Origin of the sequence: Sedimenticola selenatireducens (assembly GCF_007625115.1) — a bacterium.
In the GTDB taxonomy this organism is placed as follows: Bacteria; Pseudomonadota; Gammaproteobacteria; order Chromatiales; family Chromatiaceae; genus Sedimenticola; species Sedimenticola selenatireducens_A.
In genome coordinates this window covers 1-14,506 of the sequence record NZ_VMNH01000019.1, presented here as the reverse complement: position 1 = coordinate 14,506, position 14,506 = coordinate 1, and the positions used below count along the sequence as shown (strand labels likewise).

The 14,506-nt window shown below is 50.6% G+C and carries 13 protein-coding genes; 1 reads left to right on the top strand and 12 read right to left on the bottom strand.

The genetic code is table 11. The features are described 5' to 3' along the window. The first annotated feature begins 327 nt into the window (after positions 1-327). On the top strand, positions 328-1,161 hold the full coding sequence (locus tag FHP88_RS13880) for a cytochrome c (protein ID WP_144359690.1): 834 nt from the start codon (positions 328-330) through the stop codon (positions 1,159-1,161). Between the two features lie 8 nt (positions 1,162-1,169). Here the strand turns inward: FHP88_RS13880 and FHP88_RS13875 are convergent, their stop codons facing one another. The 12 genes from FHP88_RS13875 to FHP88_RS13815 all read right to left on the bottom strand — a co-directional run bounded on the left by FHP88_RS13875 (position 1,170) and on the right by FHP88_RS13815 (position 13,703). Then, positions 1,170-1,739: a thermonuclease family protein gene (locus FHP88_RS13875; RefSeq protein WP_144359689.1), complete on the bottom strand. Its 570-nt coding sequence runs from the start codon at positions 1,737-1,739 to the stop codon at positions 1,170-1,172. Between the two features lie 329 nt (positions 1,740-2,068). Continuing rightward, entirely contained in the window at positions 2,069-3,619 is a 1,551-nt protein-coding gene (locus FHP88_RS13865; protein ID WP_144359687.1) for a nitrite reductase, read from the bottom strand. Continuing rightward, positions 3,616-4,779: a heme d1 biosynthesis radical SAM protein NirJ gene (gene nirJ, locus FHP88_RS13860; RefSeq protein ID WP_144359686.1), complete on the bottom strand. Its 1,164-nt coding sequence runs from the start codon at positions 4,777-4,779 to the stop codon at positions 3,616-3,618. The genes FHP88_RS13865 and nirJ overlap by 4 nt, the downstream gene beginning before the upstream one ends. 13 nt (positions 4,780-4,792) lie before the next feature. Then, positions 4,793-5,296: an AsnC family transcriptional regulator gene (locus FHP88_RS13855; protein WP_144359685.1), complete on the bottom strand. Its 504-nt coding sequence runs from the start codon at positions 5,294-5,296 to the stop codon at positions 4,793-4,795. 35 nt (positions 5,297-5,331) lie between these two features. Continuing rightward, positions 5,332-5,787 (bottom strand): Lrp/AsnC family transcriptional regulator, encoded by a 456-nt coding sequence (locus FHP88_RS13850; protein WP_260843315.1) that lies wholly within the window; start codon positions 5,785-5,787, stop codon positions 5,332-5,334. Beyond that, positions 5,784-6,260, bottom strand: coding sequence for an Lrp/AsnC family transcriptional regulator (locus FHP88_RS13845; RefSeq protein ID WP_144359684.1), 477 nt, complete (start codon positions 6,258-6,260; stop codon positions 5,784-5,786). The genes FHP88_RS13850 and FHP88_RS13845 overlap by 4 nt, the downstream gene beginning before the upstream one ends. Next, entirely contained in the window at positions 6,251-6,775 is a 525-nt protein-coding gene (locus FHP88_RS13840) for an Lrp/AsnC family transcriptional regulator (RefSeq protein WP_186297728.1), read from the bottom strand. The genes FHP88_RS13845 and FHP88_RS13840 overlap by 10 nt, the downstream gene beginning before the upstream one ends. 1 nt (position 6,776) lies before the next feature. Beyond that, positions 6,777-7,955, bottom strand: a complete 1,179-nt coding sequence (locus FHP88_RS13835) for a cytochrome D1 domain-containing protein (protein ID WP_144359683.1) — start codon at positions 7,953-7,955, stop codon at positions 6,777-6,779. Next, positions 7,952-8,278 (bottom strand): c-type cytochrome, encoded by a 327-nt coding sequence (locus FHP88_RS13830; protein ID WP_144359682.1) that lies wholly within the window; start codon positions 8,276-8,278, stop codon positions 7,952-7,954. Before FHP88_RS13830 ends, FHP88_RS13835 begins: the two co-directional genes overlap by 4 nt. Positions 8,279-8,582: 304 nt before the next feature. After that, complete coding sequence (locus FHP88_RS13825; RefSeq protein ID WP_144359681.1) at positions 8,583-8,933, bottom strand: cupredoxin domain-containing protein; 351 nt, start codon at positions 8,931-8,933, stop codon at positions 8,583-8,585. A 213-nt stretch (positions 8,934-9,146) separates the two neighbouring features. After that, positions 9,147-11,966: a NapC/NirT family cytochrome c gene (locus FHP88_RS13820; protein ID WP_144359680.1), complete on the bottom strand. Its 2,820-nt coding sequence runs from the start codon at positions 11,964-11,966 to the stop codon at positions 9,147-9,149. A gap of 108 nt (positions 11,967-12,074) precedes the next feature. After that, positions 12,075-13,703: a cytochrome D1 domain-containing protein gene (locus tag FHP88_RS13815; RefSeq protein WP_144359679.1), complete on the bottom strand. Its 1,629-nt coding sequence runs from the start codon at positions 13,701-13,703 to the stop codon at positions 12,075-12,077. Positions 13,704-14,506: the final 803 nt, after the last annotated feature.

The following is a 14,506-nucleotide window of genomic DNA, read 5'->3' as shown; positions in this document are numbered from 1 at the left end:
CGCGATTGGGAAGTTGGCCAACAGAATCAAAGGTCAGTGCCAGGAAAAGGAGGAAGAAAAACGCGGTGCCACCATAAAAGATGTTCCGCGCCATAGTTTTTGTGAAGGCCTGGGCCATTAGGGTAACTCCTATGCGGTGCGAATAAGCAGGCAGATTAGAAAACAAAGCGTGATGCTGGGGCATTGACCTTAATCAAGTAGGCCAAATGTCCGACTATTTTTGTAAAGTAAATGACCTTGTTTGAGTTCAGAGCGCCTGTAACATCCTGTCGCAAATGAATAGGGTATAGTAGCCCTAGGCTAGATTTGATCGAAATCGGGATACGTATGTTGAGAAAAGTGGGATTCTATTTTGTTTTTGGGTGGTTGCTTTTTACCGGTATGGCCAGTGCGGCAGAGAAGTGGGTAGCATTACCACCGGAAAGTCTGGCTAAGTGGTATAAGCCGCAGAATGATCGTCAGGTATGGCTGCATACTATGTTCAACCTACGTCGGGAAATGCAGGCGGTGACAGAATACGCTGCATCAGGCGATCAACCGCTTATGGAAAAGTGGGCCGAACGTTTTGCCAAACACTATCGTTCGATCGCGGATATGGTTCCCGAATGGAAAGATGAGCTTGACTACGAATGGCTTGATCGGCTTCAGGTTGGCGTACAGCAGGGTGATGGTCTGCAGGTGGCGGCTGCTCTGAAAAAGATTGGCCAGGGCTGTAGTGCTTGTCATAGAGAGTATCGAGCCACGGTGGCGCTGATTTATCGGGCTCCTGATTTTAGTGGCATTAAGGTAAAACGCAAAAGTGGTGAAACCCAGACTTCTCAGGAGTTGATGCAGGAGCTTTCGACACTGATCAATCGGATAAAGATAGCCTCTGATGATGCCCATAATGCCCAGGCCTTGAACGCATTGGCCCTGTTGAATGAGGGGCTTGATGATTTGGGCGGTGTTTGTGCCACTTGTCACAAGGATGCACCACCCAAGGAGCGCTATCTGGGAAAATTAACGCAGGAGGCCTTGGCTGATCTGGAGAAGGGATTGCATCAGGGGGACCACAAGCTGGTTGGGCGATCACTCGGCAGTGCGGCGGTCTATGCCTGTGCCCGCTGTCATGCTGTTCATCGGTCACTCTATGATATGCGCGAACAACTGAAAGTAAGATGAAATATTGACTAGTGGGCAGGTGCTTGCCCGCTCCAGAGCAGGGTATGGGCAGGGTGCGTTCCCCAGAGTCCCTTTTGCTCGGCCTGTGCTTGCTGCTGGCTTTTAACGAGTTGTGACTTAACGGCCTCCGGTAGTACGGCCCTACCTAGAACAACGGCATACCCGTCTGTAACCATCTGCTCATTGAGCGAGGGGTCGCTCTCTTTGTAGACCTGGATAGGAATCCGGCCATATTTGTCACTACTATTAAGGTCACCCTCTATTCGTAGGTTCTCTCCGGGTGAGATTAATTGCATCAAATGCTCTGTCGCAGCCTTTCCCAGCTCAAGAAGGGCCTCATTTGACAGGCCGGTACGGGCGATATCTTTGCTGAGTTTCGGATTGACGACATCCTCTGGCGCGTCAATGCCCGAAAGCTGCAGACGTTTTTCCTCTGTACCTACCTGAACCTTAATGGTATCGCCGTCCTCAACCGCAATCAGTTTAAAGTGGTTGTTTTCCCCTCCCGTGGCAGGCCCGATTGACAGGAGCAGGATGATGAGCAGTTGATGGCAATAGAATTTCGTTTGAAAAGGCATGGACTATCTTCTTCAGTCAATGTTGAGAGTAGTAGGTTTGGAAGTTGAGATTGATGATCTTTTTAGCAAAAATTTCGCCCACTGCATTTTATCAGTCACTTCTGTCAGCGTGATCAACGGGGTAACCAGAAAGCAAAGAAAAGACTAAACACGGCTACTCCAATACAGAAAATTATAAACTTGAGCCTGGCACCAGAGCGATACCCTCGTGCTTGAAAATGCGATACGGCACCGCAATGCGGACACTCTGCTGTGTCGCTGGCTATCTTCTTTCCGCAATAAAGACAGTTGACTTGTGATTCGCTCATAGCGCACGTATTGCCAATGAATCAGTGGCTGGTCCCCGCGGAACGGGTCAGCTTGTTGTGGACATTGTACTTGCCTGATGGCTTTTTCATCGGCAGCCGTTTCACCTCTTCAAAGGTATTGGCATCATAAACAACCAAGGCCCCATCATCATCCCAGATACTGACCAGCGCATACTTGCCATCTTGGGTAAATTCAACGTGGGCAGATGTTTTGCCAGGTGCTGGCTTCAGTGTCTTGACGATCTCTAAGGTCTGTTTGTCTATGACGTGCATCAGGTCTTTGTTGGGACCAAAGAATACATCCACCCAGGCGTAGGGACTCTTTTCATGACTGCGCATGAAGAACCCCGGGCCTTCTGTTTTGATCTGTTTGATGATCTCCCAGGTTTTAGTGTTGATGATTGTCACTTGTCCCTCTTTAATATTGGGCGTGGCAAGCACTGTTTTTCCCTGATAGTTCCAGGTAATGCCCGAGCTGAGATGGGGCATGCCCGGTAGGGTAACATTGGCCACGGAACGCCTCAGATCCAGATCGACAACCTGGCCTTGACCGTTGCGAGTTGTGCCGATAATGCGGTCATACTCCTGGGTCATGAAGAAGTCATCCAGGTAATCCTTGATCTGTATGCGGCGGACAGCGAAGGGTTCCTCTTTGTGGGCATCGCCAGACACCTTGTTATAGTCATGTACCCAGCCAGAAAAACCGGCTGGGGGTTCATCGAGATAACTGATCTCCCACACTTCGGGAATATCTTTCATGGCCGCAACGAAGCTGTTTCGTGGGTCTGCCGTATACACGGCACTGACACGTGAACTGTTGCCGTTTTCGTCTTTCGCCTCGATCACTTTGAGCGGACTCAGATCGCGTGCGTCCAATACCGTTAGCGTGTGTGGCAGGTAATTGGCGGCAATGACATAGCGGCCATCGTGGGAAACGGCAAGATTACGGGTATTGATCCCAGCTCTAACCTCTGCCACATACTTTAGATTGAATGCATCGAACTTGCTGATCCATCCATCCCGTGAGGCAAAATAGATATAGCGTCCGCCCTCGGCCCATTTGGGGCCGCCGTGCAAGGCAAAGCGAGTCGGCAGGCGATGTATCGGTTCGAAGGTGTCACCATTAAGCAGGGTGGCATGATGATCACCCAGTTCAACCACCATGAATAGATTGTCAATCTCGGCATCGAAGACCGGTTTATCAGGCAGTGTGCCAGGCGCATGATAGACCAGCTGGCTGGCCTTTATCTCTTTCATGCCCCAAGCGGGGATCTCTTTGAGCGGGGTATAGACCAGATCCACCAGCCCCTGTATCTGGTCTGGCATTAGCTTATCTTTGAATGCAGGCATCTGGGTGGCCGCGCGTCCATTCTGTATCACAGAAAAGGCACTTTGCTGACGTAGTCGCTTCAGGTTTTGCGGCAGCAGGGCGGGGCCCATTAAGCCTAATCGATCAACACCATGGCACTCAGCGCAATGTTGTTTGTAGAGTTCTTCGGTCTGCGTAGGTTCTGCGATAACCGTGGCGCTGCTGGCACAGAGCAATAACAAGGAGGTGAGTATTTGTTTCATTGTTCAGCAGCAATCGGGTGAACGAGTCCAATCTCTTCGTCACTAAGATAGCAGGCAGGATCTTCCGCCCAGGCATCGTTGGTGAGTTGCAGTGCCCGCACCCGGGTGTTACCTCCACAGATGTCAAAGTAGGCGCACTCACCACAGCGTCCGCCAACCTGGCGTGGAGAGGCTTTAAGTCCGGCCATGATCGGGTCTGAGGTGTCTTGCCAGATTTCGGAAAAGGGGCGCTCTTTGACATTGCCGAGATTGTAGTGCCACCACATCGTGTCAGGATGGACATTGCCCTGATTATCGATATTAGAGATATTGACCCCTGAACTGTTCCCCCCCCACTGACTCAGCTTTGCCCGGATATGTTCGGCTTGTTCAGGGAAGTGTTTCTCAACCCAGTGCAGTAGGAATACACCATCAGCGTCATTGTTACCTGTCACGAATTCGGTGTGACGTCCTGCTTTTACATCGGCGAGCGCGCGCTCAAAGAGCAGCTCCATTGCCCAGCGGGTGGTCTGCAAAAAGACATCGGTTTTACGGTTCTTGTTACCTCGGCCGGCATAATTCAAGTGGGAAAAGTAGAATTTATCGATGCGTTCCTGATCCATCAGGTCCAGTAGTTGTGGCAGTTCTTCAGCGTTATCCTGCGTCATGGTAAAGCGCAGGCCCACCTTGATGTTTTTATCCCGGCAAAGCCTCAGACCGTGCATCGATGCCTTATAAGAACCCTCTTTACGGCGGAACTTATCATGGGTCGCTTCGATGCCGTCGATACTGATGCCGAGATAATCAAAACCGACATCAGCAATCTCGTCAATGTTGGATTCGTTAATCAGGGTTCCGTTGGTTGAGAGTGCCGTATAGAAGCCCATGTCCTTGGCGCGATGGGCAATCTCAAAGATGTCGGGCCGCATCAGGGGTTCCCCGCCTGAGAGTATCAGCACGGGTACCCGAAACTGTTTCAAATCATCCATCACCCCGAATACCTGTTGGGTATTCAGCTCATTGGGAAAGTCTTTGTCTGCCGAGATAGCGTAGCAGTGTTTGCAGGTGAGGTTGCAGCGGCGGATAAGGTTCCAGATCACTACTGGGCCAGGGGGATTGCGTTTTGGCCCCAATGGTTTGGGATCAAGAACCTCTTGCATGAATTGAGATATGCGAAACATGAGTATCTGAAACCTATTTGGTTGAAGCGAGGCGCAGCCCCGTCTTCTTGAGTATGCGGGAGCTATAGAGAATTTCATGCCCGCGATTGTCTTCGCCGAGCATGTCGGCGATCAGTTGCACCTTTTGTTCTACTTCTTCACGATCTTTACCGTGAACCATTGCAAACAGATTGTAGTTCCACTGCGGTTGGTGCCTTGGTCTTTCATAAGCATGGCTGACAAAATCCAGTGCGCCGATCTTTTCGCCGCACTCGGTAACTTTTTCATCCGGGATATCCCAGACTGTCATACCGTTGCCTTTGAATCCGAGGGTGTAATGGTTAGGTACGGCACCGATGCGCCGGATGATTCCTGCTGCGAGCATGCGCTCAGTTCTTCTCATTACCTCGTCGGTGCTGCTGTTGACCTGGGAGGCGATAACGGCATAGGGCTCTGAGACCAACGGAAGACCGGATTGTGTTGCTACGATGATCTTGCGATCCAGTTCATCCAGGATGATGTCGTCTGTTTCAGTCATGGCTTGAAATACAATTATAGGAAAATAGTCATTAATCAGACTTCAAATTTCAGACCTATGAAAAACTCCTTTTTCTTCGGCATATTGTAGACCTTGAATCCAGTAGTCTGTTCAATCTCTTTCAAGACCGTCGAAATCCGCTCGGGTGTTTCTGTTGCTAAAACAAACCACATGTTAAAGGTGTGATCTCTGGCGTAATTATGGGCGACTTCCGGGAACGCGTTTACCTGCTCGTTGACCCGTTCATACTCGGCTTCAGGGATATGCATGGCACAGAGGCTGAGTCCGCCGCCCAGTCGCTCGGCGTGATACATGGGACCGAAGCGGGAGAGCTGCTTTTTCTCCAACATGCTTTGCAGACGTTCGATCAATTCTGATTCGCTGATACCGAGTTTCTCTGCGACCGCGAGATAGGGGCGTTCGCAAATCGGGAAACCACCTTGGTAGTTGTTCAAGATCGCGCGGTCTATCTCATCCAGATCCAAACTCATTGATACCGCGCTCCGCGCTGTTTAAAGCGCCGGCCGCTGAAAAGTACTTTGTGAGGTATGTCATCCAGACCCTCACTGTTTACCAGCTTATCGATGTAAGCAAGCACCTTTTCACGTTCTTGGCCATGAATCATACAGAATAGGTTGTAGGGCCAGTCAGGAAGCCTTCTCGGGCGTTGATAACAGAGCGTTATGCAGTCAAGGGCGCCGAGTTTTTCACCTACTTCATCGATCCGGTGATCGGGAACATCCCATACCACCATGGCATTGGCGGTGTAACCGAGTTCATGGTGACGAACGACGATCCCTAGTCGTTTGATGACGCCACTTGATTGCATGGCATCAATGCGTTCGATGACACTCTTTTCATCAAGGCCAATGCGTCTGCCGATCTCAGCATAAGGGTGACTGGTTAGTGGAAGGCCACCCTGAATTTCTGCAATCAGTCGATAGTCTTGATCACTCAGCACCATAGTGGAAATCCCAGATCAATATGAAACTGTTTTTCCAAGGGCAAGTAGAGAATTTTGTAGCCGGTCTGCTGCTCCATCTCCTCTAGAACTGCATCCAGCCGCTGTTGGTTGGGTGCAGTAACTACAAACCAGAGATTGTAATTGTCTTCACGCTCGTAGTTATGATTCACTTCTGCATAGGCGCTGATCATGCCAGCCACCTTTTCTAACTTCTCCTCGGGGATAGCCATGGCAGCCAAAGTGCTGGCGCCCACCCGCTTGGGTTTAAACACGGGGCCAACCCGGCTGATTACACCTAACGCTTGAAGCCGGTCGATGATCTTCAGCACCAATGCTTCGCTGGTGCCCAGTTTTGCCGCTATGTCTGCAAACGGTGTCGGGGTTAGCGGTAAGCCTTTCTGGTATTCGTTCAGTAATCTTTTTTCCAGGTCATTCAATGTGATTTTTTCCCTTGTGCGATGCGGCTGCGGGGTCTCTTTGAGGGCCTGTTCTATAATGATTGCTGGGGTAGCCATATTAGAGTCCTGTGGTATGCGCACGCGAGGTAAAAAAGATACCGCTTGGCTTGTCTACCGGTAGGCTATGTATCAACTCCAGACTTCGGGTATCGTACACTTGGATTTCATCCTTGTCTCGAATAGAGATCCAGACCTCCTCGCCGCGAGGGGCGAATTCCATATGCAGGGCGCCTTTGCCTGGTTTCAGCGTCTTGATCACTTTCAAGCTCTCTGTGTCGATCACTTGAATAGTGTCGTTGTCAGGGAAGGCAAAATTTACCCAGATCTGGCGGCCGTCAGGACGGGCCATGACGAATACGGGTTGTCCATGAACCGAGATCTTACCAACCGGGTTCCAGTCACCCCGTTCGACAACCAATACCTGATGATGTCCGACACCGGGCAAGAAGGCGCGATTGCCAGCCATTGCCCAGCCTTCCAGGTGAGGCATTTTGTAGACTGGGAGTTTCTGTTCGCCCTTGCCATAGTCTTGCAAAATGAGCCGGGTTCCCTTTTCCGGATGCCAGAGATCCAGCAGCGCCAGTCCATCCTGTCCGAAGAGACCGGCAATGTAATAACGCCCATCTCGGGTAATGAGGCCGTCATAAGGCAGCTTTCCGACATTCAGATTTTTCTGTATCTGAGGTTTGGCAGGATCGGTCATATCGACCACCCAGGTCTCACCGGTATCGTAGAGACTGAAGACGAAGCGTTGATCGGGGGCATCCACCAAGCCGACGGTCTTGGCTCTTTTTTCACTGTTGACAGCGGTGGCTGGTATGTCGGCTACCAGAGTGAGGTCTTGTGAAGAGAAAATCTTCACACCACCCGGTTCATAGTTGGAGACTGCGATCAATGATCCATCCTGGGAGATGGCACCACCGATACTGTTACCACCCTGTACCACGCGGTGAGTAATTTTACCGCAGAGGATATCAACTTTGGTCAGCCCACCATCACGTCCAAAGACATAAGCATAGCGCTCATCCCGTGAATAGACCGCTGATGCGTGGGAGAGATCGCCGAGCCCTTCTACTCTGAACAGTGCCTGATGGGTGCTGCGATCCACCACCTGGACGCTGCCGGCAGCGCGCTCAATAATGATGCCCATGTCACCCGTTCCCCGGGTTAAACACTCAGCGGAGGCCTGTGCAGAGTAGAACGCGGAGGCCATGAGAAGATAGCGCAGGAATCTCATTGATTAACACCCTGTTTGAGTTGACCTGCCAGCCAATAGGCCTCGGGATCGGTAATAAACGGACGCCAGGGTGGCATGGGTGTGCCAGGACGACCCTGAACAATAGTCAAAGCGAGAAATTCAATACCATAAGGAGCCAGACGCTTTGCCGTCAGCGCGGGACCTAGGCCACCTTCAAGGCGCATGCCATGGCAGGAGCCACAGTCATGCTTGAGTAGGTACAGCAGTTCCGCCTGCCGCTGAGGGTGTATCTCTGCAGCATTTACTGTGCAAATACCTGTTGCAATCAGTAGCGCAGTAATGAGAGCGATGTTCTTTTTCATCCAGACACTCAAGGTCTCAACTCAGGTATTAAAAGTAGACTCCACTCTGTAGGACGATCCTGCAGTATAGGTTGGCAATGTAGCAGGATTAAACAATTATGGGCATTGACCTCCGTCAAATATCAAAAGTTGTTAATTCAATGACTTATGGTGATGGCGATGTTTTTGGTCATGATTCTGGGTGGTCTGTAAAGAGAAGGGTCGAGTCAAATTTGATCAAGGAAACGAGGTATTATCATACGATAATCTCCAGCAAATTTGACTCAGACCCATATGGGAGTTCTGATCCCTTTCAAATGGGCGATTACTCAACCACAACGGTGCCGGTCATTTTGGGATGAGGGCCACAGCGATAGGGGTAAACTCCGGGCTGGTCGAAAGTTCGCTCAAAAGTTTCACCGGGAAAAAAATATTGGGGTTCGGGGTCACCCGCCTGTTCGAACCAGACACTGTGATACTGGCGCTTCTCTTTGTTAGTCCAGCGAACAGTGGTGCCGGCCTTGATGGTGATTTCTTGCGGGATGAATTGAAATTTGAGGATTTCAACCTCACTCGCAGGATTGCCTCCGGCGATCACGGAATGGGATACCCATAATAGCGAGACGAATAAAAGATAGGTTCCTTTTTTTATCAGACGGTCTATAGCTGAATGCATACTGCTCTCCTTCAGATATCATAAATGTCGGGTGTGACAGAGTATGTACTCTTAGATATTGGGTAAGGATACCGCGAAAAGTAAAATTGATATAATCAGGGATTACTGTGGATATGTTTCTTTAAAACAATAAAAAACGCGATACTCCGAAGAGTATCGCGTCGAAGGGTACTGCCTTTAGTATTATTTTATTTAAATGGTTAAAATCAGTTGTTACTGTTTAACCGCATTAATCTCTACACCATCCGCATCAAATCCCAGTTTATAGCCGAGACTGACGTGATGGAAACGTGCGCTACTGAAGTCATCATGGATAGCGAAGCCAAAGTTGTAGACTTTACCGGTATCCAGGCTGATATCACCCGCCGTGTCAGATTTCAGTTTGCGTTTCAGCGTGACAACCCAGTTACCCCCTTCTTGGGTTGTGCTGGCCTCAAAGCCTTGGCCACCGGTCATGTAGCGCTGATCTAGGATATAACCGTCTTCAGTCTCTCCCTTACCGGCTTTGACGCGCAGCAGATCCATGAACTGATTGGCTTTCAGCGCGGCAGCTATTTCGTCAGCACTCTTCAACTGATCCCAACCGCCACGCTTTTTGCCGCGTTTACCTTTGATCTCAACTTTGCTGCGGCTCTCTTTCAGGTATTTGGTCACGCCTGATTTCAGTTCGAGCATTTTTGCCGCATCACTGCCAGTCGCCGTCGCTGCATCAGGTGTATCCGGCATGGTGTTGGCATCATGATGACAGGTCTGCCAGCAACCGGCACGATCGGCAAATTCGACATCGTCGGTTGACAGCATCAGGGCCAGTTTCATGGGGTTCTCTGGATCCATCTTGCCACCGTCAACAAATGGCACTGGCGCATGGTCGCCTGTGGGCCAACTGAAGCGCAGGAAGAGATTTTCTCCATCATGGGTTGATTCTACATTGACGGGGATACTGGCCCGTTTACCAGGGATGGGAGTGGACTCTGCCTTGTCGCCCGAGACCATCTTCTTGCCCATATCGGCCGTCTCTTTGTCATGACAGGTGACACAGCGGTCGCCGCCATTCAGTAACGGACGGGCGCCACCGTGATCTTTTCCGGTCATGACCCACTCCATGGAGGTTTCGCCTGGATAGAAAAGGGTGATTTCTCGGCTTCCGGCCTTGCTCCAATCGGCCTTGATGGCACCGCCTGCGGCAGCCGCTGCCTTGGGCGCAGCATTGGCTACAGAAGCGGCAGTGGCTTTGGCTTCACGCTTAACGGCATTCACTTCCGCCGTATCACTATCCAGGCCGAGCTTGTAACCCAGGCTGACATGGTGGAAGCGTGCATCCGTGTAATCATCATGAATGGCGAAGCCGAAGTTATAGAGTTTACCGGCTTCAATGATGGTGTCGCCCGGTTTATCAGACTTTAGCTTTCGCTTCATCTCAACAACCCAGTTACCACCTTCTTTGCGTGCGTTCACCTCAAAGCCCTGCCCGCCCTGCATATAACGCTGGTCCAGGATATAACCATCTTCGGTTTCACCCTTGCCAGATTTGTAGCGCAGGACATCCATGAACTGGTTGGCTTTAAGTGCAGCAGCAACCTCATCGCCACTCTTAAGTTGATCCCAGCCGCCGCGTTTCTTACCGCGTTTGCCTTTGATTTCAATCTTACTACGACTCTCCTGAAGGTATTTGGTGACACCGTTTTTCAGATCCAGCGTCTTAGCTGCTTCACTGCCTGCTACTGCATCGGCGGCAGGGGTGTCGGGCATGGAGCGGGCATCATGGTGGCAAGTCTGCCAACAGCCTGCACGATCAGCGAACTCAACGTCATCCGTTCCCAGCATGATGGCCAGTTTCATGGGATTGGCGGGGTCCATCTTGCCACCATCCACAAAGGGTGCGGGGGTGTGTTCACCATCTTCCCACTCAAAGCGCAGGAAGAGGTTGTCCCCGTTGTGCGCAGCTTGGACATTCACAGGGATGCTGCCACGTTTTCCAGGAATGGGTGTGGACTCTGCCTTGTCACCAGAGACCATCTTTTGGCCCATATCAGCGGTCTCTTTGTCATGACAGGTGATACAACGATCACCGCCATTGATGAAGGGGCGCGCACCGCCATGATCCTTACCGGTCATGACCCACTCCATGGAGGTCTCTCCGGGATAAAACAGAGTGATCTTACGACTGGGAACGTCGCTCCAGTCGATGCCCATCCCTGCTGCAGCAAGCGGGGCACCAGATTTACCCGTGGTGGCCGCACTCTTGCCGGCTAGGGCGGCAGCAACGGCCGCATCAATACGGGCTTGTTCTGCCTGTTTGGCGGCAATCTTAGCTTCCCGCTCTTTCTCTTTAGCCGCCTTCTCTTCTTCAGCTGCGGCGGCTTCCTTGGCCTCTACCCGTTCCAGTCCTACCTTGAACATTTCAGGTACTGGGCGGATAAAGCTGGGGTCAGGGGCCTCAAGCTTTTCTAGTTCTTCGTCACTCAGGTGGCCGCGGACATCTTTATGTGCGATACCCTTATGACAATCGATACAGGTTTGGCCTGTCTCAAAGGCGTTCATATGCTGTTTGCGGGCACGTGGACGCTGGAATTCAGGATTCATGGATTCGAAATTATGGCAGTTTCGGCACTCTCTGGAGTCTGTGCTCTTCATCGTATTCCAGACTCGCTTGGCCATGGTCAGGCGATGTTCATCGAATTTTTCTGGGGTATCTACCGTACCCATGATCTTGTGGAAGATCTCGTTGCTGGCCTGGATCTTACGCACCATCTTATGTACCCAGGGGTCAGGTACGTGACAGTCCGGGCAGGTAGCGCGTACACCAGTCCTGTTGGAGTAGTGGATGGTCGGTTTATACTCCTCATACACATTCTCCTCCATTTCATGACAGCTGATACAGAAATTGAGGTTGTTAGTGGCTTCCATGGCGGTGTTAAAACCACCCCAGAATATAATGCCACCAATAAAAAACAGTAGAGCACCCGCTATCGTAGTGCCAAGGATAAGCCGGCGAGACATCAAGCCCGGTTTTTTTGATTCCTGAACCGCCATCTTTTAATTTCCTTAGGTACAAATGAGAAAATAGAAAACTTATTAAAAAAAGCGGGCATGGAAATACTCCATACCCGCTTTTGGTCTAGCTCATATCTACATCCGCAATCAGGTTACGTGATTGATGCGGTTGTGGACGTTGAACTTACCGGTAGGTCCAAAGAGACCTTTGACGCGACCTTTCTCTTCGAGTGTTTTGGCATCGAAGATAATGATCTCACCATTAGCCTTCAAGCTGTCAGCACGGTTCCAGACAGAAGCCCAGACTTCAGTACCATCTGCATTGAACTCCATGTGAACAGCTGCATAGCCTTTCTTGTCAGTCAGACGGATGGTCTTGACAATCTCACGGGTCTCCTTGGAGATGACCTGAATAGACTGCTGAACTTCGGGTTCTGGGTGCTTGGTCTGATCAGCCCAGAAGTAGTCGCTCTTTGGATGTGTGCGAATGAATACGCCCGCACCGTCGGTCTCTACTTCGTAGCAGATCTTCCAGGCTTGATCTTTGTGACCGATTGGGTCATTGCCCCAAACGGTGACTTTGCCTACGCCCAGATGGGTGGTGCCGCCAACAGGACCACACTTGGGATCAATCCAGTTAGCACCTGGACCAGGATGTGGGAGCTTGTCGGTATCGATCAGTGCTTCCAGTTTCTGGGTGTCGGTGTCAACTACAACCATCTTGTTAGAGGCGTTTGCAGCAATCTGGAAGTAACGACCTGTGGGATCAAAGAAACCGTCATGCAGGAACTTGGCGGTATCCATTTTGGTGATTTTCAGGTTAGCGATGTCGCTGTAGTCAACCTGCCACATCTGACCCAGTTCCTTCATGGAGACCAGCCAGCTGGGGTGGTTAGGTGTGTCGTAAATAGCCGCAACACGAGACTCGTTAACGTAATCACCATCAACATTCACGCCGCGAGCAGAAACCACTTTCAGCGGCTCCATGGTCTCAGCGTCTGCAATAACGAAATGTGGTGGCCAGTAGCCGCCGCCAACAACGTACTTGCCATCACCGGATACGGCAACGTCACGTGCATCATAGGCGATCTGTACTTCAGCAACCTTCATCTTGTCAGGCATTGCCCACAAGTCGATCTTGGTCAGTTTGCCATCACGACCCTGGGTGTACCAGAAACGACCAGCGTCTTTGGCTTTCAGTGTTTTGTGATGTTCAGCGGCCTTCAGTACGTGTACGGCATAACCGGTAGGAATGTGGGCTACCACTTCCTTGGTGTCGCCATCAATAACAGCAACCTTACCCACATCGCGCTCGATTACCAGGAAGAAGTTCTCCCAGTTACGACCATGCATAGGCTTGGTTGGGTAGTCTTTTGGTTCAACAAAGGTCGTCCAACGCTCTTTCATAAGCGCTAGACTCATCTCAGGTGGAACGGGTGGCTCCATCTGGATATAGGTTGCCATGCGCTTGATATCTTCTTTGGACATGATGTCGTCGAAGTTGTTCATGCCGCCTTCTGTACCGAAGGTGATGATCTTCTCAAGACGTTCCTGGCCTAGTTTTGCGGTATTCTTTGGCTCTAGGTTTTTACCCGTCGCACCTTTACGCAGTGTGCCGTGACAGCCAGCGCAACGTTGGAAGTAGGTGTTCTTGGCGCTCTCAAAGTCTGCTTCAGAGAGGGTAGGTTCTGCGGCGCTGACGTTTACTGCTACGCCTGATGCTGCGAGGCCGACGGCCATTCCGATAGCAGAAAGACTGAAGTTGGTTTTTTTCATCTAGTAATTCCCCATCAATAGCTATTGATATGAGTGAACACGGAATCAATCTCCGCGACGGTGTATATATTCCCGAGTCGCTAAGATCCAATAAACAGATGGAAAGATCTTTGACCTTGGTCAAAGAGAGGTATTTCCAAATGATTATTCAAGGGCATTCAGTGAACACACTACCAATTAATTAGTTATTAATGATTATCTGAACTATGTGATATTAATGCCGCATAGAAAAATAATCCATAAATACAGTAAGTTATATTGGCTCTTACTGTATCTGGATGTATTTAGAACAGGTTGTAAACGACTTGTCCATCCACTTTTTTTGCCTTGCATATTGTTGTTGACATGGATCAATAAAACACTCGATTAAATTAGGCTGGCTATTTTTTTCTTGTTCGCGTTATGTTCGGTGATGCCAATACTTGTTGTTCTTTACCAGTAACGTCCATCCCTTGGCAATTTGCTCCCGCACATCCCTGTGCTTCGGCTCTGGCCTCCTGCTTCGCTCTACCTCCTCCATCCCTGGAGTCGTCCGAGGCATACGTCTCTCCCTGGCATATACCGCTCCCGCACATCCCTGTGCTTCGCGGTATACGTCCCTCCCTGGACATAAAAAAGGCCGGCTCAAAGAGCCGGCCTTTAGAGTGGAGCGTTAAGCCCCCAGGATGTTACTTAAACTCAGAGGCGACGGCCTCTGGCTCATCCTGACCGATAAAGAAGCTGGCGATATAGACCACCAGACCGATCAGGAACATCACACCGGCAATCTCACGCAACCAGTAGAACAGTGAGATCTGATCCTG

Coding starts and splice junctions, on each gene's coding strand:
- FHP88_RS13880 (WP_144359690.1), top strand. CDS start 328: ATGTTGAGAAAAGTGGGATTCTATTTTGTTTTTGGGTGGTTGCTTTTT.
- FHP88_RS13875 (WP_144359689.1), bottom strand. CDS start 1,739: ATGCCTTTTCAAACGAAATTCTATTGCCATCAACTGCTCATCATCCTG.
- FHP88_RS13865 (WP_144359687.1), bottom strand. CDS start 3,619: ATGAAACAAATACTCACCTCCTTGTTATTGCTCTGTGCCAGCAGCGCC.
- nirJ (WP_144359686.1), bottom strand. CDS start 4,779: ATGTTTCGCATATCTCAATTCATGCAAGAGGTTCTTGATCCCAAACCA.
- FHP88_RS13855 (WP_144359685.1), bottom strand. CDS start 5,296: ATGACTGAAACAGACGACATCATCCTGGATGAACTGGATCGCAAGATC.
- FHP88_RS13850 (WP_260843315.1), bottom strand. CDS start 5,787: ATGAGTTTGGATCTGGATGAGATAGACCGCGCGATCTTGAACAACTAC.
- FHP88_RS13845 (WP_144359684.1), bottom strand. CDS start 6,260: ATGGTGCTGAGTGATCAAGACTATCGACTGATTGCAGAAATTCAGGGT.
- FHP88_RS13840 (WP_186297728.1), bottom strand. CDS start 6,775: ATGGCTACCCCAGCAATCATTATAGAACAGGCCCTCAAAGAGACCCCG.
- FHP88_RS13835 (WP_144359683.1), bottom strand. CDS start 7,955: ATGAGATTCCTGCGCTATCTTCTCATGGCCTCCGCGTTCTACTCTGCA.
- FHP88_RS13830 (WP_144359682.1), bottom strand. CDS start 8,278: ATGAAAAAGAACATCGCTCTCATTACTGCGCTACTGATTGCAACAGGT.
- FHP88_RS13825 (WP_144359681.1), bottom strand. CDS start 8,933: ATGCATTCAGCTATAGACCGTCTGATAAAAAAAGGAACCTATCTTTTA.
- FHP88_RS13820 (WP_144359680.1), bottom strand. CDS start 11,966: ATGGCGGTTCAGGAATCAAAAAAACCGGGCTTGATGTCTCGCCGGCTT.
- FHP88_RS13815 (WP_144359679.1), bottom strand. CDS start 13,703: ATGAAAAAAACCAACTTCAGTCTTTCTGCTATCGGAATGGCCGTCGGC.